17 protein-coding genes are annotated in these 16,716 nt (G+C 66.2%); 8 read left to right on the top strand and 9 right to left on the bottom strand.

Annotated features, from left to right (window positions below; all coding sequences use genetic code 11):
• Window positions 1-26: 26 nt before the first annotated feature.
• The 6 genes from ACSU04_RS12890 to xylB form a co-directional block, all read right to left on the bottom strand.
• Complete coding sequence (locus ACSU04_RS12890; RefSeq protein ID WP_439290110.1) at window positions 27-1,133, bottom strand: ABC transporter permease; 1,107 nt, start codon at window positions 1,131-1,133, stop codon at window positions 27-29.
• A complete protein-coding gene (locus ACSU04_RS12885; protein ID WP_439289821.1) occupies window positions 1,133-2,029 on the bottom strand; it encodes an ABC transporter ATP-binding protein in 897 nt (298 codons plus the stop codon). Before ACSU04_RS12885 ends, ACSU04_RS12890 begins: the two co-directional genes overlap by 1 nt.
• A gap of 167 nt (window positions 2,030-2,196) precedes the next feature.
• On the bottom strand, window positions 2,197-3,156 hold the full coding sequence (locus ACSU04_RS12880; RefSeq protein WP_439289820.1) for a phosphotriesterase family protein: 960 nt from the start codon (window positions 3,154-3,156) through the stop codon (window positions 2,197-2,199).
• A complete protein-coding gene (locus ACSU04_RS12875) occupies window positions 3,156-4,085 on the bottom strand; it encodes a shikimate dehydrogenase family protein (RefSeq protein ID WP_439289819.1) in 930 nt (309 codons plus the stop codon). Before ACSU04_RS12875 ends, ACSU04_RS12880 begins: the two co-directional genes overlap by 1 nt.
• An 11-nt stretch (window positions 4,086-4,096) precedes the next feature.
• The gene (locus tag ACSU04_RS12870; RefSeq protein ID WP_439289818.1) at window positions 4,097-5,047 is read right to left on the bottom strand and encodes an NAD(P)-dependent oxidoreductase; all 951 of its coding nucleotides are present in this window, start codon (window positions 5,045-5,047) and stop codon (window positions 4,097-4,099) included.
• Window positions 5,047-6,549: a xylulokinase gene (gene xylB / locus ACSU04_RS12865; RefSeq protein WP_439289817.1), complete on the bottom strand. Its 1,503-nt coding sequence runs from the start codon at window positions 6,547-6,549 to the stop codon at window positions 5,047-5,049. Before xylB ends, ACSU04_RS12870 begins: the two co-directional genes overlap by 1 nt.
• 146 nt (window positions 6,550-6,695) lie before the next feature.
• Here xylB and ACSU04_RS12860 point away from each other — a divergent pair, with 146 nt between their 5' ends.
• The 3 genes from ACSU04_RS12860 (at window position 6,696) to ACSU04_RS12850 (ending at window position 8,834) form a co-directional block, all read left to right on the top strand.
• Window positions 6,696-7,310 (top strand): glucose-6-phosphate isomerase family protein, encoded by a 615-nt coding sequence (locus ACSU04_RS12860; RefSeq protein ID WP_439289816.1) that lies wholly within the window; start codon window positions 6,696-6,698, stop codon window positions 7,308-7,310.
• A 56-nt stretch (window positions 7,311-7,366) separates the two neighbouring features.
• Window positions 7,367-8,359 carry an EamA family transporter gene (locus ACSU04_RS12855; RefSeq protein ID WP_439289815.1) on the top strand — a complete coding sequence of 331 codons (993 nt, stop codon included), beginning with the start codon at window positions 7,367-7,369 and terminating at the stop codon, window positions 8,357-8,359.
• Between the two features lie 109 nt (window positions 8,360-8,468).
• Window positions 8,469-8,834, top strand: coding sequence for a VOC family protein (locus ACSU04_RS12850; RefSeq protein WP_439289814.1), 366 nt, complete (start codon window positions 8,469-8,471; stop codon window positions 8,832-8,834).
• 21 nt (window positions 8,835-8,855) lie between these two features.
• Here the strand turns inward: ACSU04_RS12850 and ACSU04_RS12845 are convergent, their stop codons facing one another.
• Together ACSU04_RS12845 and ACSU04_RS12840 are read right to left on the bottom strand one after the other, a co-directional pair.
• Window positions 8,856-9,227 carry a HepT-like ribonuclease domain-containing protein gene (locus ACSU04_RS12845; RefSeq protein WP_439289813.1) on the bottom strand — a complete coding sequence of 124 codons (372 nt, stop codon included), beginning with the start codon at window positions 9,225-9,227 and terminating at the stop codon, window positions 8,856-8,858.
• Window positions 9,227-9,682 carry a helix-turn-helix domain-containing protein gene (locus ACSU04_RS12840; RefSeq protein WP_439289812.1) on the bottom strand — a complete coding sequence of 152 codons (456 nt, stop codon included), beginning with the start codon at window positions 9,680-9,682 and terminating at the stop codon, window positions 9,227-9,229. Before ACSU04_RS12840 ends, ACSU04_RS12845 begins: the two co-directional genes overlap by 1 nt.
• A 125-nt stretch (window positions 9,683-9,807) precedes the next feature.
• Between ACSU04_RS12840 and ACSU04_RS12835 the strand changes: the two genes are divergently transcribed.
• From ACSU04_RS12835 to ACSU04_RS12815, 5 genes are all read left to right on the top strand, one after another.
• Entirely contained in the window at window positions 9,808-10,488 is a 681-nt protein-coding gene (locus ACSU04_RS12835; protein WP_439289811.1) for a GntR family transcriptional regulator, read from the top strand.
• A gap of 8 nt (window positions 10,489-10,496) precedes the next feature.
• A complete protein-coding gene (locus ACSU04_RS12830; protein ID WP_439289810.1) occupies window positions 10,497-12,014 on the top strand; it encodes an MmgE/PrpD family protein in 1,518 nt (505 codons plus the stop codon).
• 124 nt (window positions 12,015-12,138) lie between these two features.
• Window positions 12,139-13,041: a methylisocitrate lyase gene (gene prpB / locus ACSU04_RS12825; protein ID WP_439289809.1), complete on the top strand. Its 903-nt coding sequence runs from the start codon at window positions 12,139-12,141 to the stop codon at window positions 13,039-13,041.
• Between the two features lie 3 nt (window positions 13,042-13,044).
• Complete coding sequence (locus ACSU04_RS12820; protein WP_439289808.1) at window positions 13,045-14,235, top strand: bifunctional 2-methylcitrate synthase/citrate synthase; 1,191 nt, start codon at window positions 13,045-13,047, stop codon at window positions 14,233-14,235.
• Complete coding sequence (locus ACSU04_RS12815; RefSeq protein WP_439289807.1) at window positions 14,235-15,425, top strand: thiolase family protein; 1,191 nt, start codon at window positions 14,235-14,237, stop codon at window positions 15,423-15,425. The genes ACSU04_RS12820 and ACSU04_RS12815 overlap by 1 nt, the downstream gene beginning before the upstream one ends.
• Window positions 15,426-15,678: 253 nt before the next feature.
• Here ACSU04_RS12815 and ACSU04_RS12810 read toward each other — a convergent pair whose 3' ends face one another.
• Window positions 15,679-16,533, bottom strand: a complete 855-nt coding sequence (locus ACSU04_RS12810) for an HpcH/HpaI aldolase/citrate lyase family protein (RefSeq protein ID WP_439289806.1) — start codon at window positions 16,531-16,533, stop codon at window positions 15,679-15,681.
• Window positions 16,534-16,716 lie beyond the last annotated feature (183 nt).

Raw genomic sequence — 16,716 nt, 5'->3', positions numbered from 1 at the left:
TCGACAGGCTCAAAGAGCGGTGCGGATCAGCGCCGCAGCGCCTCCCGAAGCTTCACGCGAGCACCCATCTTCAACAGCGAGTTCTCGTAGATCTTCGCGCCGATCGTGATCACCACAGCGCAGGCCACGAGCATGATCGCCATCGAGGCGAGCGGCTCCCACCAGGCGGCCTCGTTGAAGAACAGTCGGATCGGCATCGCCACCGGAGCAGAGAACGGCACATTAGAGAGAACCGTCATCACCACGGGGTTGTCGCCGAAGAAGATCACCAGGAAATACGGAATCATCGTCAGATACATCACCGGGGTCAGCGTCGCGCCGACATCTTCTTGGCGCGAGACCAGGGAGCCGGCAGCGGCGAACATGGCCGCGAGCAGGATGAATCCGAAGAAGAAGAACACCGCGAACCACGCGATCGGTCCGCCGATTCCCTGCAGAACGGTCGTCTGCCCTGTCGCCATGAGCCCGATCGTGCCGACCACCACCAGTAGGAGGATCTGCGAGATCGCGAGCAGCGTGTTGCCGATCACCTTGCCGGCCAGTAGCACTCGCGCGGGGATCGCGGAGAGCAGGATCTCGATGACGCGGGTCTGCTTCTCCTCGACCACGCTCGTCGCGATCGGCGACCCGAACGAAATCGCGGCCATCATGAACACCAGCCCGAAGGCGAGGCCGAGGATGTAGCGCATGCCGGCGCCGGCAGTGTCCGGATTCAGCAGTTCGACCGTCGGCGACTCGGAGAGCAGCATCAGCAGCGACTGTGGAGCCTCCTTGTCGGCGATGATGACGGTCCCCGTCGGGGAAGCGGCGTCATCGATCACGGCGGCGTCGACTTCGCCTGCTGTGACGAGCCTCTCGGCCTCCGCACGATCGGCGACGTCGGTGATCTCGAAGCCGTCGACTCCCTGCAGTGTGGTGGCAGTGGCGCTCGTCACTGCGATCGGTGTCGAGCTGGGCGTCGCGCTGGCGATGCCGGCCCAGATGACGCCGGCGAGAGCGATCAGCAGAAGGATGCCGGTCGAGATGAGATACGCCTTGCTGCGTAGCTTCGTGCTCAGCTCGCGCTCGGCGACGAGCCAGATGCCCTGCGCAGGAGAGAGGGATGTCGCGCGTGCCGGCGCGGTGGAAAGAATCACTGGATGACCTCCTTGAAGATCTGTGAGAGCGAAGGATGCTGAGGGGCGAAACGCGCGACGTCGCCGCCTTCGAGCGCTCGCCGGAGCACGCGCTGTGCGGTGGAGGGGGCATCCACATCGAACACGGCGCTGCCGCCCTCGAAGTCGACGACACTCACTCCGGGCTCTTCGCGCAGCCAGCCCACGTCGCCGCTGCTGTCCAGCTCCCAGCGCGGTGCGGAGTGCTGTTCGCGCAACGCGTCGCGGGGTCCGGTGGCGCGGATCGTGCCGCCGGCGATGATCACGAGGTCGTCGCAGAGGCGCTCGACGACGTCCAGCTGATGCGAAGAGAAGAGCACGGAGACTCCGCGCGCTGCGCGTTCCTGCAGCACACCGGCAACTGTTTCGACGGCGAGTGGGTCAAGGCCGGAGAATGGCTCGTCGAGGATGAGCACATCAGGATCGTGCACCAGCGAGGCGGCGATCTGTGCACGCTGCTGGTTACCGAGTGAGAGCGCCTCGATATTGTCGTTCAGTCGTTCGCCGAGTCCGAGTTCGGTGAGCAGCGCCGTGGCGCGGTCCGTGGCATCCGACTTGGAGAAGCCGTGCAGGCGTGCGAAGTAGACCACCTGCTCGAGCGCCTTCATCTTCGGGTAGAGCCCTCGCTCCTCCGGCATGTAGCCGAACTGCCGTCTGGCGTCGGCCGTGAGCTCCTTTCCGCCGAGCGTGACGGAGCCGCCGTCGGATGCGAGCAGGCCGAGGACGATCCGCATCGTGGTCGTCTTGCCTGCGCCGTTGCCTCCGACGAAGCCGGTGAGGTGGCCCGCAGTCACCGGAAAAGTGACGTCGTCGAGTACTAGGCGCGTGCCGTAGCTCTTGGTGATTCCTGTCAGTTGCAGGGTTCCTGTGGTCATGCCTCCACGTTATGAGGGCGCGGCGTGTGGCGGCATCCCCCGTGGGGCGGATCTTCGGCGTCCGCCGCGCGGCGGAGGTGTCGTGGGTGGTCGCTTCGGGGCGGTGCGGGCGGCGATGTGCGGCCCCTGCCGGGGCGTGGGGCGTGGATGCGGGCAGGTGGCGCGCGTCAGCCGAGGTCGAGCAAGCGCGCGGGGTTTGCGACCAGCATGCGGTCGACGGCGTCGGTGCCGATCGTCTCGCGCAGGCGCGGCAGGTACCGGTCGCCGAGGTAGGCGAGACCGGGCATCCCGCCGTAGGAGATGTAGCGCGTGCGGCGGGCGACGTCGCCGCCGAGGAGGATGCGATCACCCGCGCCGCGCTCGACGACCGCTGCCGTCAGTTGCAGAAGTTCCGCGTCGCTGCGCGTGCGTGGCCTCGCGAAGCCGTCGTATCCCAGGTAGGCACCGCGCTGGGCGAGCGAGGAGTGCAGACCAGGATCAGGGTCGCGGTCGGCGTGCGCGAGCACAATGCGATCGGATGCCACGCCCTGGGCCGCGAGCAGATCGAGCACCTCGTGCGCCGCGGTGCAGAACTCCAGGTGCACCATGACCGGCGCGTTGGTCTCCCGATGCGCCGTGGCCAGGGCATCCAGCGTCGTCCGCTCGAACGCGCTGATCCGCCAGTAGTCGATGCCGCCCTTGAGTACGCCGGCGCGCACCGGTGCGCCCGCGTTGGTGCGTGCGGTCGGGACATCCGGACTTTCGAAGACGGTCGCGTCGTCCGCGGCCATCCCCTTGGTGAGGTCTGCGATGAACAGCTCGGCCAGCTGCTCGACGCTCCAGACCTGCATCGGGTGATCCTCGCCGTAGTGCGCTTCGCGGTGCAGCCCGGTCGTGGCGACGACGTGCAGCCCGGTCGCCTGGCTGATGCGTGCGAGAGCCTCGGGGTTGCGGCCGAGGCCGAAAGGCGTGGAATCCACCATCGCGGCGAAGCCGCTCGCCTTCAGCAGGCCAGCTTCAGCGCCCGACGCCGCTTCGTCGTCGAGCTCATCACCCGGCAGCAGCGGGGTGACCTGGAAAAGGTGCTCGTGATAGTTCGCCTGACCCAGCAGGGCAGGGTCGATATCGCCGAGGACAGTGCGGATCATCAGCGCGCAGCCTCTGCGGCATCCGCGAGCTGTTCGACGATCTCGGGCGTCAACTCCAGCTCGAACACGTCGGCAACCACCTGCGACCAGCCGTGGATGAAGTAGCGCCAGCCGTCGATCACGTGCAGGTCGCGGGCATCCTCCTGTGCGCGTGCCTGGTGCAGGAACTCCAGCGTGCCGCGGTAGTTGAACTCCCAGACGTATGCGCCTTCGGAGAAGACGACGTCATCGGGCAGGGGAGAGCCGGGGCGATCCTTGCCGAGGCCGGTGGCGTTCACGATCAGCGAGCCGCGTGGCGCGGCGGCCACGAGGGCTGCGGCATCCGCGGGAGTCTCGGTGCGTACGTACTCGATGAGTCCTTCGCGCGTGCCGTGCTGGCGGTGAACCTCGCGCAGGTGCTCGAGTTTCTCGTCATCCCGGGCGGTGACCGTGATTTTCGTTGGTGCGTCCGCGCGCTCGGCGAGTGCCCAGCTGAGTGCGGTGCCGGAGCCACCGGCCCCGAGGATGATCACTTCGCTGCCGGTGGTGGCGAAGTAGTCAGCGGGCAGGAAGTCCTTCAGAGCGAGGTCGACGGTGATCGGGTCTTTCGCGCGGCCGGAGAGTCGGGATCCGCGCTTGGCGATGCTCGAGATCTCCGAGCACGACACCGCGAACGGGTCGAGTTCATCGAACAGATCGGATGCCGCGGCATACACATTCATCTTGTGCGTGGTGACCAGGGCGCCGCGGTGCTGCGGGTCGTCACGGATCTGCTCGACCAGGGCGACGTACTGCTCTGGGGTGGCATCCATCGGCAGGTCGTGGCCGATCAGCGTGCGGGTGGGGAGTCCCAGGATGTCGGCCCAGAGCGGGAACACCTTCATGATCGACGACGAGCCGGTGGTCACGCCGACGAAGCCCATGTAGTCACTGGCGGGGGCGGTGGTCATGATGAAGCCTTTCAGCGGGCGACGGGAAAGCGCGGCTCGACGCCAGCGAGGACGGCGAGAACATCGCCGAGGGAGAGCGAGCCCATGTTGTCGACAGCCTGCGTGGTCTGCGCTCCGAGGTGCGGGGTCACGATCACGCGATCCGCGAGGTCGACGGCGAGCAGCGGGCTGGCGGATGCCGCGGTGTCGCCGTCGAGGGTGTCCGCCGCGTAGCCTGCCAGACGCCCGTCGTTGAGGGCCTGGGCGACAGCCTGCTCGTCGATCAGATCAGGGCGTGCGGTGTTGATGATGATCGCGGCGGGATTGATCGACTCGAGCCGTGCGGCATCGACCAGCCGCTGTCCGCCGGGGGCGTGCAGCGTGATGAGGTCTGCCGTCTGGAACAGTTCGTCGAGGTCAGCGGGTTCTGCGCCGAGTTCGCGGATCCGGTCTGCCGGGAAGAACGGATCGGCGGCGAGGATGCGCGGGCCGAAGCCGCCGAGGCGGCGGGCGACGCCCTGTCCGATGCGGCCGAAACCGATGATGCCGACCGTGGCGGATCCCAGCTCGCGGCCGCGGCGCACGCTCCAGTCGCCCTGGCGCACGCGCCGGTCGCCGTCGGGAATGAAGCGGAGGGCGGCGAGCATGAGACCGACCGCGTGGTCGGCGACGGCATCCGCGTTCGCGCCGGGGGTATTGGTGACCCGGATGCTGCGGGCCTCGGCTGCGGCGATGTCGACAGCCTCGGTGCCGACGCCGTAGCGCGCGATCACTTGGAGGTTCGGGGCGGCATCCATGTGAGCGGCGGTGACAGGCCCAGTGCCGGCGATCCAAGCATCCGCCGTCGCGAGCAATGGCGCAAGCTCGGTGAGGTCATGATGCGCGGGGCCGCGGACGATCTCGTGCCCTTGTGCGGCGGCGACGGCGACCAGATCGATGTCGCCGTCCGAGAAGGAGCGGCTGGTGGCGAGGATGGTGGCCATCAGAGGGTCCCTCCCCGAGGAGTGGCCGCAAACCACGGCGCGAGCGCGTCGTAGGCGGAGGTGAAACGGGCGTGCCGCTGTGCGTAGACCGTGTGGCGACTGGCATCTGGCGTGAACTCCGCCGTCACCTCGCTGAGCGCGCGTGCCGCCGAGAAGTCGGCGAGTCCGAGGCCGACGGCGCCGGTGACTGCCGCACCGAGGCTGTTCGCCTCCTCGACGATCGTGCGCCGGCGCACCGGGATGCCCCACACATCCGCCAGGATCTGCAGCAGTGCGTCGCTTTGGGCTCCGCCACCGACGGCGTCGATGCGGTCGATCGCAGCGCCCGATTCGCGGAAGGCGTGGATGCTGGTGAGCAGGTTGTATCCGATGCTTTCCAGCACTGCCCGCACGAGGTGCTGGCGGGTGTGGTGGCGGCCGATGCCGACGAAGGCGCCGCGGGCGTTCGGATCCCAGATCGGGGAGCGCTCGCCGAGCAGGTACGGCAGGAAGTAGAGATCTTCGGTGTCGAGGTCGCCACCGGCCTCGGCCGTGAGGCGCGCAGTCTCGGGCTTTGCAGGGTCGGGCGAGAGTGCCTCGGAGATCCACTGGATCGAGGCGCCACCGGCCTGCATCGTCGCGGTGGGGACGAAACTGTTCGGCACGACGTTGTCGAAGGTGAAGGTGCGCAGGCCCTTGTCGATGAGGGGAGCGTGCGAGGCGAAGGAGATCCAGGACGAAGTGCCCAGGCTCAAGTAGGCGCCGTCCTCGGGTGCGACGATGCCCGATCCGACGGCGGCCATCGGGCCGTCGCCGCCGCCCATCACCACGCGCACCCCGGTGTGAAGTCCGAGAGCGTCGGCGGCGTTGGCGGTCAGTGGCCCGGCGATCGCGGTCGAATCGAGGATCTCGGGGAACAGTGCGCGGTTCAGGCGTGCGGCCTGCAGTACCTCGTCTGACCAGTCGCCGGTGCGCTGGTCGTAGGCGTTCGTGCCGGAGGCATCCGATCGATCGGTTGCGAGGCGCCCGGTGAGGGCGAGCACGATGTAGTCCTTGGCGACGCAAAAGCGGCGCACGCGTGCCCAGATGTCGGGCTCGTTGTCGCGCACCCACATGACCTTCTCGATCGAGTAGGTGGGGTTCAGCCGGTGACCGAGCAGCTTGTACGCGTGCGCGGCGCCGAGTGTCTGCTCGAGTTCGCGCTGCTGTGCGACCGCGCGGGTGTCGGCCCAGATGATTGCGGGGCGCACTGGCGCACCATCGCCGTCCAGCAGGACCGCACCCATCATCTGGCCGCTGACGACGAGGCCGGTCACGTCGGCTGGCGCCGTTTCCGTGCGTGCGAGGAGGTCGCGGGTGGCGGATGCGACGGCATCCCACCAGTCCTGTGGGTTCTGCTCGGCGACGCCGCCGGCGGCGAAGTGGGCGGGGTAGCCGACGGTCGTCGCGGCGATCAAGCGACCGTCGTCGTGGTGCAGCGACGCCTTGTTGCCGGTAGTGCCAAGGTCGTGAGCGATGATCACGGTTCGTGCCTGCTTCGTTGGTTGCGGTTCCGGATTGAGCTGTTTTGGAGTATATCTGTAATTACAAGTAACTTGTAGTTACAAGTCTTCGTCACATCGGATCGCTCAGTTCAGAGCGCCGTCATCATCGTCATCAGGAGAGCCCCGTGAGCACCCATCCCGTCGTGGACCTTCCCACATTGTTGGACATCTCGCCCCAGGGCGGCATCGAGGGGCGGTCCCGTCGCTACGAGAAGTTCATCGGCGACATGGACGGCGTTTATCGCGATGACGCGGCCTGGCAGGATGCCGTCGGCGAGCGAGGCGTGGAAGAACTCGTCTACTGGGTTGACGATCACCGCTACCAGGAAGGTCCGGGGGCCTTGATCGTCGGCACGAGCACGCTGCTGCCCGGACGCTACGGGGAGGAATTCGCCGTCACCCGTGGGCACCTGCACGCCGTGGCCGACCGCGCCGAGCTGTACTACTGCCTGAGCGGCCGTGGCGTCATGCTGCTGGAAACCCTCGATGGCCAGACCTCGGCCGTCGAGCTCACCCCCGGCAAGGCCGTCAACGTGCCGGGCCACTGGCTCCACCGCAGCGTCAACGTCGGCGACGAGCCCTTCGTCACCATGTTTTGCTATGCCGCGGATGCAGGGCAAGACTACGGCGTCATCGCCGAGGCCGGCGGCATGAAGAACCTCGTCGTCGTGGACGGCGACGGCTGGGCACTGAAGTTGAACCCGGATCACCGCGGGTACCGCGCGTACGCGGGGGACTGAAGCACCTGCCCTGCCTGTGTAGCTGACGCGTGCGCTCACCGCTACTGTCAGTGATCATGACGACTTCGGCGGATGACGTGCACGCGCGGTCGGGGCTGCGGCTCGGGCTTCCGCTCGCGATCGGGGCGGCATTCGCGTTCGGGATGTCCGGCGCCTGGGCGCGCGGCCTCATCGATGCGGGATGGACGCCGGGCGCGGCTGTCACCGTGCGCATCTGGGTCGCGTCGCTGGTGCTGCTCGTCCCCACGATCATCGCGCTGCGCGGTTGCTGGCGGCTGCTGCGCCGAAACATCGGACTCATCGCCGCCTATGGCCTGCTCGCAGTGGCTGCGACGCAGCTGTTCTACTTCCAGGCCGTCGCGGTGATGGATGTCGGACTCGCTCTGCTCATCGAGTACACGGCACCGATCGCCGTCGTGCTGTGGTTATGGATGCGTCGGGGGGAGAAGCCCACATCGCGCAGCATCTTCGGCGCCGCCGTCGCGTTTGTCGGGCTCGTGCTCATGCTCGACGTGCTCTCCGGTCGCAGCGTCGACGTCGACGGCGTCCTGTGGGCGTTCGGCGCGATGGTCGGGGCCGCGGCATACTTCCTGCTCTCTGGGAAGAGTGACACCGGGCTCCCGCCGATCGTGCTCGCAGGATCGGGCCTCATTGTCGGCGCTGTCGGGCTGACCGTGGCGGGGCTTATCGGCATCCTCCCGATCGCGTGGAACACGGATGATGTCACTTACCGCTTCGGGCCCGGGTATTGGTCTGCGCCGTGGTTCGTCCCCGTGCTCGCCATCGGCATCATCGCCACAGCTCTGGCCTATGTGCTTGGCATCACGTCCACGCGGATGCTGGGCTCTCGCCTTGCGTCATTCCTCGCCCTGGCGGAGGTGATCGCAGCCCTGCTGTTCGGCTGGATGCTGCTCGGCCAGCTGCCGAACGTGCTTCAGGCGGTCGGCGCGGGGCTCGTGCTGGTAGGGGTGGTGCTCGTCAAACTCGGTGAACCCGTTGCGGCAGCAGGAGCGGATCCGCTCGTGCCGCCTATTCCGAACGGCCCTTGAAGTCGCCGGCCCTTGAACTCAGTGGCACTTGAACTCATCGGGCGGTCGGACGAGACTGGCCGCACCGGTGTTCGATCGGGCCCGGCGACGTGACAGAGAGGACAGGACTATGGCTCACGGAGACATCACGCACATCGACATTCCGGTCACCGATATGGCACGGGCGCAGGCGTTCTATTCGAGTCTGTTCGGGTGGAGTATCACCGAGATGCCCGGCTTCGAGGGGTACCCGATGTGGCAGGCGCCGAACAAGATCAGCGGAGGAGGGCTGGCGCCGCGCAGTGCGGACTTCGATCAGCCACGCTCGTATGTCGAGGTCGATTCAATCGATGAGACCGTCGCCGCGGCCGTGGATGCCGGCGCGACCCTCGCGATGGCGAAGCAGCCGATCAGCGAGACGAGCTGGTGGGCCGTGATCGTCGATCCTGATGGCAACTCGATCGGGCTGTATGAAGGTGTGACTGACGCCGGATGAGATCCTGGCGGGGTAGCACGCTCAGATGCCGCTACGAATCTGGGTGACCGCGGCAAGGTCGCTCGGGATGTGCTCGACGATCGCGGCCCAGATGGTATCCCAGTCGACGCTCTCGCCGTAAATGTGGCCGACCTTGTCTCGAGTGCGCATGAGTTCTCGCCAGTTGACCTCTGGATGCGCCACGCGGAAGAGCTCTGAAAGGTCCTTGACTGCGTTCCCGGCCTGGATGAGCGCGGCATACGCCGCGTTGCGGTAGATGAAGTCGGATCCGAAGAACGCTTCTTCGCCGCGTTCGACGATGTCGACGCACTCGAGCAGGTGCGACTCGATCGCAATGACGTTCTGTAGGAGACGTGCATCGCGCTCCGCGTTCCGGCGGCTGGGATCTGCCATCATGCAACCTGCGCGGGCATCGGCAGATCGAACGCGGTGCGCTGCATCTCCTCGGTCGCCGTTCGAGCTGAGGCGACTTCGACCTCAACGCCGAGCAGCGCGGCGATCTCGTCTTCCATCGCTACCACCGTGTAGAACGAAGTGCGCGGAGCGAGATCGACGAGGAGGTCGAGGTCGGACTGCGAGGTGTCGTCCCCCTTTGCGGTAGATCCGAATACCCGCACGCGGGTTGCCCCGTGCTTGGCCGCGATCCGCGCTACCTCGGTCTCGCGACCAGCGAGCGCCTCTGAAGGTCGCGGACGCATGGCGTCGATCAGGCGCTCTCGCACCTCCGTCGAGGGAGATTTCGCCCCGGACTCGTACGCGGCGATGTTCGGCCGTGCCGTGCCAGTGCGCGCGGCAAGTTCCGCCTGCGTGAGGCCGGCAGCGAGGCGCATCGTCCGGAGATCGTCCATGTATATCAATATACGCTCGATCAGCATGCCTCTCCAGGGGTTCGCACGCGCGTTATTTGTATACGTTCCACCCGTCTAGGTAGTAGGCAATGTGCTTCAAGAGGTTTTATGTATACACTAGCCACGTGAGCACCGCAGTTGAGCGAACCAGAGCGAGCGATCGCGCCTATGCGACGTTGCTGGAGGAGATCCAGTCCGGCGATCTCGCCCCCGGCACCGTTCTCGCCGAGGTCGAGCAGGCCGCACGTCTCGGCGTGAGCCGCACCCCGCTGCGCGAAGCGCTGCAGCAGCTCAGCGCTGACGGGCTCGTCGAGCAGCAGTCGCCGCGCGTCACCGTCGTCACCGACATCGATGCCGACGACATTCGCGCGCTGTTCGAGATTCGGCGCGCGCTGGAAGAATCCGCTGCGCGCCTCGCCGCTGCACGCGGCAATGCGGAGCTGTTCGCGAGCCTGGCATCCGAATTCGCCGCTGCCGGAGCATCCCTCGCCGCCTCGACCGGCCGCGATGACTACTACGCGCTCATCGCCCGCTTCGACCGCGCCGTCGATGCCGCTGTCGACAACGACTACATCGCCGCGGCGCTGCGCACCGTGCGTACGCACCTCGTGCGTGTGCGCCGACTGTCGCGCGACAACCCGACCAGGCTCATCGCCTCGGTCGCCGAGCACCAGCTCATCGCCGAGGCGCTCGCCGAACGTGACGGCGATCTCGCCGCTCACGCCACACACGTGCATCTGCGGAACGCTCTCACCAGCATCCTCGAATCCCTACCCTCCGACAACCCACTTGCGACTGAAAGCTGAGCACAGCCATGACCGTCAACCACCACGTCCGCGTCTACAAGAGCGAAGAAGATCTGCCCCGCGAGAACCAGCTGGCCTGGAAGATCGCCGAAGTTGCGACCGATGCCGTCGAGGTCGAGCAGGCTGTCGTCGACATGATCATCAACCGCGTCATCGACAATGCTTCCGTCGCCGCGGCATCCCTCACGCGCGGACCGATCAAGGCCGCCCGTGACCAGGCCTTCAGTCACCCGGTCTCCACAGGCGGCAAGGGCGCGACCGTGTTCGGCGCCCCGCTCGACAAGCACACCAGCCCCGAGTGGGCGGCATGGGCCAACGGCGTTGCCGTGCGTGAGCTGGACTATCACGACACCTTCCTTGCCGCCGAGTACTCGCACCCGGGCGACAACATCCCGCCGATTCTCGCGGTCGCCCAGCACGTCGGTGTCGACGGCCGTGCGCTCGTGCGCGGTATTGCCACCGGATACGAGATCCAGGTCGACCTGGTGAAGGCGATCTGCCTGCACAAGCACAAGATCGACCACGTTGCCCACCTCGGCCCGTCGGCTGCGGCCGGCATCGGAACCCTCCTCGGCCTTGATGCCGAGACCATCTACCAGGCGGTCAGTCAGGCGCTGCACACCACCACCGCTACGCGGCAGAGCCGCAAGGGCGAGATCTCGACGTGGAAGGCGCACGCCCCGGCCTTCGCGGGCAAGATGGCCGTCGAGGCCGTCGACCGTGCCATGCGCGGACAGACCAGCCCTTCGCCGATCTACGAAGGTGAAGACGGCGTCATCGCCTGGATGCTGGATGGCCCGGATGCTGCGTACGAGGTGCCGCTGCCCGCAGCGGGCGAGGGCAAGCGCGCGATCCTCGACACGTACACGAAGGAGCACTCGGCTGAGTACCAGGCGCAGGCCTGGATCGACCTGGCGCGCAAGCTTCACGGCGAGGGCATCGACACGACGGCGATCGAGTCCGTCGTGCTGCACACCTCGCACCACACGCATTACGTGATCGGCTCCGGCGCGAACGACCCGCAGAAGTACGACCCGACCGCATCGCGCGAGACGCTCGACCACTCGATTCCGTACATCTTCACGGTCGCGCTGCAGGACGGCTCGTGGCACCACGTCGACTCGTACGCTCCTGAGCGTGCTGCGCGTGCCGACACGGTCGAGCTGTGGAACAAGGTGACGACGCTCGAGGATGCCGAGTGGACGCGCCGCTACCACTCCAACGACATCGCGGAGAAGGCCTTCGGCGGACGCGTGGAGATCACGCTGACCGACGGCTCTGTCGTTGTGGATGAGATCGCGGTCGCGGATGCTCACCCGCTGGGCGCGCGGCCGTTCGCTCGTGACAACTACATTGCCAAGTTCCGTCTGCTCGCCGCTCCCGTTCTTGAAGAGGCTGAGATCGAGCGGTTCCTGTCGCTCGTGCAGCGGCTACCTGAGCTCACCGCAGCCGAGGTCGCCGAGATCTCGATCATCGCGAAGCCGGGTGTTGTGGAGGCTGAGCCGACGACCAAGGGGTTGTTCTGATGCGTACCGCGTGCACAACTTCGGATGCCGCGGCCGACACGCCGCGCTCTGCGCGTGTGCCTCGGCGTTTCGTATCTGAGATCCGAAGTTGTGCTCGCGAGTCGAGCCGAAGAGGAGGGTTCTGATGTTGTACTCCCACACCACTCCCGCTGAGAAGCGCCGGCTGTTCCGCGAGCGGCTCGCGTCCGGTGAGTTGCTACGTTTCCCCGGTGCATTCAACCCGCTCTCCGCACGCCTGATCGAGCAGAAGGGGTTCGAGGGCGTCTATATCTCGGGTGCCGTGCTCGCCGCCGATCTCGGCCTGCCCGACATCGGACTGACGACACTGACCGAGGTCGCCGCTCGTGGTGAGCAGATCGCGCGGATGACCGACCTTCCCGCGATCATCGACGCTGACACCGGCTTCGGCGAGCCGATGAATGTGGCTCGCACGATCCAGGAGCTCGAGAACGCCGGTCTTGCCGGTGCCCACATCGAGGACCAGATCAACCCGAAGCGCTGCGGTCACCTCGACGGCAAGGCAGTGGTCGATCTCGGTACTGCGGCGAAGCGCATCCGTGCCGCTGTCGACGCGCGCCGCGATGAGAACTTCCTCATTATGGCGCGCACCGATATCGCCGCCGTCGACGGTCTGGAGGCGGCGAAGGATCGCGCGAAGGCGCTGGTGGATGCCGGTGCCGACGCGATCTTCCCCGAGGCGATGCGCTCGCTGGAGGAGTTTGCGGCGATCCGCGCGGCTGTTGACGTGCCGATTCTGGCGAACATGACCGAGTTCGGCAAGAGTGACCTGTTCTCGGTCGATCAGCTGCGGGATGTCGGTGTGAACATCGTCATCTGGCCGGTGTCGATGCTGCGCATCGCGATGGGCGCGACCGGTCGTGCACTCGATACGCTGAACGAGGAAGGACATCTCACGAGCAAGCTCGGCGAGATGCAGCACCGCGCCGACCTCTATGATCTGATCGATTACGAGTCGTACAACCACTTCGACTCGGGCGTCTTCAACTTCACCATCACGAAGGAGTGAGCAATGGCTGACAACGACATCAAGAAGGGCCTGGCAGGGGTCGTCGCTGACGAGACTGCCGTCAGCAAGGTCAACCCCGAAACGAATAGCCTGCTGTACCGCGGCTATCCGGTGCAGGAACTGGCGGCGACCCAGCCGTTCGAAGCTGTTGCCTACCTGCTGTGGCACGGCGAGCTGCCCACCGTTACGCAGCTGGCTGAGTTCCGTGCCACCGAGCGCACCAACCGTGCGCTGTCGCCCGAGGTCAAGGAAGCGATCGATCGCCTGCCGATCGACTCGCATCCGATGGACGAGGTGCGCACCGCGGTCAGTGTGATCGGCGCGATCGAAACGGCGGGCATCAGCAACGTGCTGGATGCCGTCGGCACTCCCGAGGAGAACCTCGAGCGCAGCCTGAAGCTGTTCGCGGTGCTCCCGGCGATCGTGTCGTACGGCCAGCGTCGTCGGCGCGGGCTTGAGATCGTCGAATCGCGGGACGACCTCGACTACGCCGCGAACTTCCTGTGGCTGACCTTCGGCGAAGAGCCGGATGCCGTCGTCGTCGACGCGTTCAACCGCTCGATGATCCTTTACGCGGAGCACTCCTTCAACGCATCGACCTTCACCGCGCGGGTCATCACCTCGACTCTGAGTGACCTGTACTCGGCAGTCGTCGGCGCGATCGGTGCGCTGAAGGGTCCGCTGCACGGTGGTGCTAACGAGGCCGTGATGCACATCTTCGATGAGATCGGTTCGGCATCCGAGGTCTCCGGATGGTTGGATACCGCGCTGGCGGAGAAGCGCAAGATCATGGGCTTCGGCCACCGCGTGTACAAGCGCGGTGACTCGCGCGTGCCGACGATGAAGGCGGCGCTCGACACTCTGGTCGCGCACTATGACCGTCCGGATGTCGCTGAGCTCTATGACACCCTCGAGAGCGAGTTCGTCTCCCGCAAGGGCATCTACCCGAACCTCGACTACCCGTCGGGCCCGGCGTACAACCTCATCGGCTACGACACCCTGACTTTCACGCCGCTGTTCATTGCGGCGCGTATCACCGGGTGGACCGCGCACATCCTCGAGCAGCAGGCGTCGAACGCGCTGATCCGCCCGCTTTCGGCGTACAACGGTCCGGATGAGCGGCACATCGAGGAGTATGTGCCGGACACCGCGGCGATCGACGTGCTGGAGCGGGCTGAGGAGGCGGTGGGCTGATGGCTGCCTCTCGAGAGAAGATCGCGCTCGTCGCCGGGGCGCGGACCCCGGTCGGGCGCTTCGGCGGGGCGTTCAAGGACACTCCGGCACATGAGCTGGGCGCTGCCGCCACAGTGGAGGCGCTGCGCCGTTCCGGCGTCTCGCCCGACCGGGTCGGCGAGGTCGTGATCGGCAACATCGGTCAGGTTGCGGGGGATGCCTATATCTCTCGCCGGATCGCTTTGTCGGCCGGGCTCGACGTCAATACGCCGGCGTTCACCGTCAACCGGTTGTGCGGCTCTGGTCTGCAGGCGATCTGGTCGGCCAGTCAGGAACTGTTGTGGGGCGGTATCGACGTCGCCGTCGCCGGTGGCGCCGAGAACATGACGCGGATGCCGTTCTACGACTTCAACGCGCGGTTCAATGACCGGCTCGGACATCGCCAGCTGCTGGATGGCACGATCGCGATGCTCACGGATCCGTTCACCGAGAAGCACATGGGCACGACGGCCGAGAATGTCGCGTCTCGATTCGGTGTGACGAGGGAAGAGCAGGATGCTTTCGCCCTCGAGTCGCAGCGACGAGCAGCGACCGATGCCGCACAGTCCGCGTTCGCGGAGGAGATCGTTTCGGTGACCACGTCAGGTCGCAAGCCTGTCGAGGTATCGCGAGATGAACACCCGCGACCGGAGACAACTCTGGAGACGCTGGCCGGGTTACCTGCGGCGTTCGCCAAGGATGGCACGGTCACGGCCGGCAACGCTTCGGGAATCAACGACGGTGGTGCGGCGACGGTGCTGATGCGCGAAGCGGATGCTCGTGCCGAGGGTGCGCCGGTGCTCGCGACGATCGAGGCTGTGACGACGGCGGCGCTCGAGCCGGAGATCATGGGCTACGCGCCGACGCTCGCGCTAAAGAAGCTGTTCAAGCAGACCGGGCTGACGCCGGCCGACATCGACACGGTCGAATTAAATGAGGCGTTCGCATCTCAGGCGCTGGCTGTCATTCGCGATGCTGAGCTCGACCCGGCGAAGACGAATCCTTATGGAGGAGCGATCGCACTCGGGCACCCGGTCGGGGCGACCGGAGCGATTCTCACTGTGCGTGCTGCATTGACGCTGCAGCGTACCGGTGGCGAGTACGCGATCGTCACGATGTGCATCGGTGGCGGACAAGCGCTGGCTGCGCTGCTGAAGCGGGGGAACGCGTAAGTGTAGTGAGCATCGCCGTGACGGTTGGCCAGGATGGCTTTGCAGGTGGCTGTCCTGGCCGGACGATCGCGTGAAGCTGTACTTCGTGGCGCTCACGGACCGTGAATCGCAGTTTCGATCCAGGAAGTTCCTGCACGTTCTCGCGCGACACCAAGCGTCCTCCTGTGCCTGATCAAGAGCAAATTGCTCTCGACGCTCGTCGTGGTCGAGCGGGCAGCGTACTTGAGATTTCGCCACGACTGAGCGATCACGATTACTCAGTCGGGGTCGCTCTCAGCGGGTCCTGCGTTGCGAGAATCTTCTGCGCCCTTAGGATCACCGGCCGGTCGACCATCGCGCCGTCGACCTCACCCGCGCCGTCGATACCTGCAGCGATTACCCGACTCGCCCACGCGACTTCCTCGTTGCTCGGCAGAAACGCGTCGATCATGTGCGGAATCTGGCCGGGATGGATGCACAGCTGACCGCCGAACCCCAAGTCTCTGGCCGATCGTGCGCCGGCGCGCACGACATCCACGTCGCGGAACTCCGGATTGGGAGAATCGAGAGGGGCAGCCAGCCCCGCAGCGTGGGAAGCGATGACGATCGTGCAGCGGGCGTGATCGAGCATGGTCGGGCTGGTCGAACCGACATCGACTCCGAAATCGAGCGCACCGAAGGCGAGTCTGCACACGCCGGGCGCGTGAGCGAGCGCATCGATGACGCTAAGCCCCACAGCACTTTCGACCAGTGGGATAAGCGGCACTCCGGGGAGGATGGCGGCGACCTCTGCGATCTGATCCGGTGATTCGGCCTTGGGGATGACCACGGCCAGAAGATGCTGCCGGATGAAATCGTGGCGCGAGAGTGCAGCCGCATCCGCTGTTCCTTCGCTGGCGGCGTTTATCCTCATCGCAGCAGAGAAACCACCTTCGCCGAGTGCACTGATCGCCGCATCCCTTGCGGCGATCTTCTCATCGCTCGGCACAGCATCCTCAAGATCGATGATGACGAGGTCCGATCCGGATGTTGCCGCCTTAGCGAATCGGTCAGGGCGGTTGCCGGGTACGAAGAGCGGTGCTGTGGCGAGGACCGCGCGCGGCGGGGTGCTCGGGGGCGGATCGGGCATGCGGACCGACTTTCTCTTAGGGTCATCGGCAGCCCGCTCGGCGGGCCAATGGCCCTATTGGTAGTAATGATTGAGAAAGGTTGTGCGGTCATGAGAAGCGAAGGACCTTACTTCGACGAGCTCGAGATCGGCCAGGAATTCTCTGCGCCGTCGCATACGCTCACAGCAGGTCGCCAGGCAGTG

Source organism: Microbacterium sp. A84 (genome assembly GCF_051842815.1).
Lineage (GTDB): Bacteria > Actinomycetota > Actinomycetes > Actinomycetales > Microbacteriaceae > Microbacterium.
Note: the sequence above shows the minus strand (reverse complement) of the source record. Positions and strands in the feature narration are given on the sequence as shown.

What these genes read in the sequence shown, in the direction of transcription:
- ACSU04_RS12885 (WP_439289821.1), bottom strand. Translation starts at nt 2,029, where the DNA reads ATGACCACAGGAACCCTGCAACTGACAGGAATCACCAAGAGCTACGGC.
- ACSU04_RS12880 (WP_439289820.1), bottom strand. Translation starts at nt 3,156, where the DNA reads ATGATCCGCACTGTCCTCGGCGATATCGACCCTGCCCTGCTGGGTCAG.
- ACSU04_RS12875 (WP_439289819.1), bottom strand. Translation starts at nt 4,085, where the DNA reads ATGACCACCGCCCCCGCCAGTGACTACATGGGCTTCGTCGGCGTGACC.
- ACSU04_RS12870 (WP_439289818.1), bottom strand. Translation starts at nt 5,047, where the DNA reads ATGGCCACCATCCTCGCCACCAGCCGCTCCTTCTCGGACGGCGACATC.
- ACSU04_RS12855 (WP_439289815.1), top strand. Translation starts at nt 7,367, where the DNA reads ATGACGACTTCGGCGGATGACGTGCACGCGCGGTCGGGGCTGCGGCTC.
- ACSU04_RS12850 (WP_439289814.1), top strand. Translation starts at nt 8,469, where the DNA reads ATGGCTCACGGAGACATCACGCACATCGACATTCCGGTCACCGATATG.
- ACSU04_RS12845 (WP_439289813.1), bottom strand. Translation starts at nt 9,227, where the DNA reads ATGGCAGATCCCAGCCGCCGGAACGCGGAGCGCGATGCACGTCTCCTA.
- ACSU04_RS12840 (WP_439289812.1), bottom strand. Translation starts at nt 9,682, where the DNA reads ATGGACGATCTCCGGACGATGCGCCTCGCTGCCGGCCTCACGCAGGCG.
- ACSU04_RS12830 (WP_439289810.1), top strand. Translation starts at nt 10,497, where the DNA reads ATGACCGTCAACCACCACGTCCGCGTCTACAAGAGCGAAGAAGATCTG.
- prpB (WP_439289809.1), top strand. Translation starts at nt 12,139, where the DNA reads ATGTTGTACTCCCACACCACTCCCGCTGAGAAGCGCCGGCTGTTCCGC.
- ACSU04_RS12820 (WP_439289808.1), top strand. Translation starts at nt 13,045, where the DNA reads ATGGCTGACAACGACATCAAGAAGGGCCTGGCAGGGGTCGTCGCTGAC.
- ACSU04_RS12815 (WP_439289807.1), top strand. Translation starts at nt 14,235, where the DNA reads ATGGCTGCCTCTCGAGAGAAGATCGCGCTCGTCGCCGGGGCGCGGACC.
- ACSU04_RS12810 (WP_439289806.1), bottom strand. Translation starts at nt 16,533, where the DNA reads ATGCCCGATCCGCCCCCGAGCACCCCGCCGCGCGCGGTCCTCGCCACA.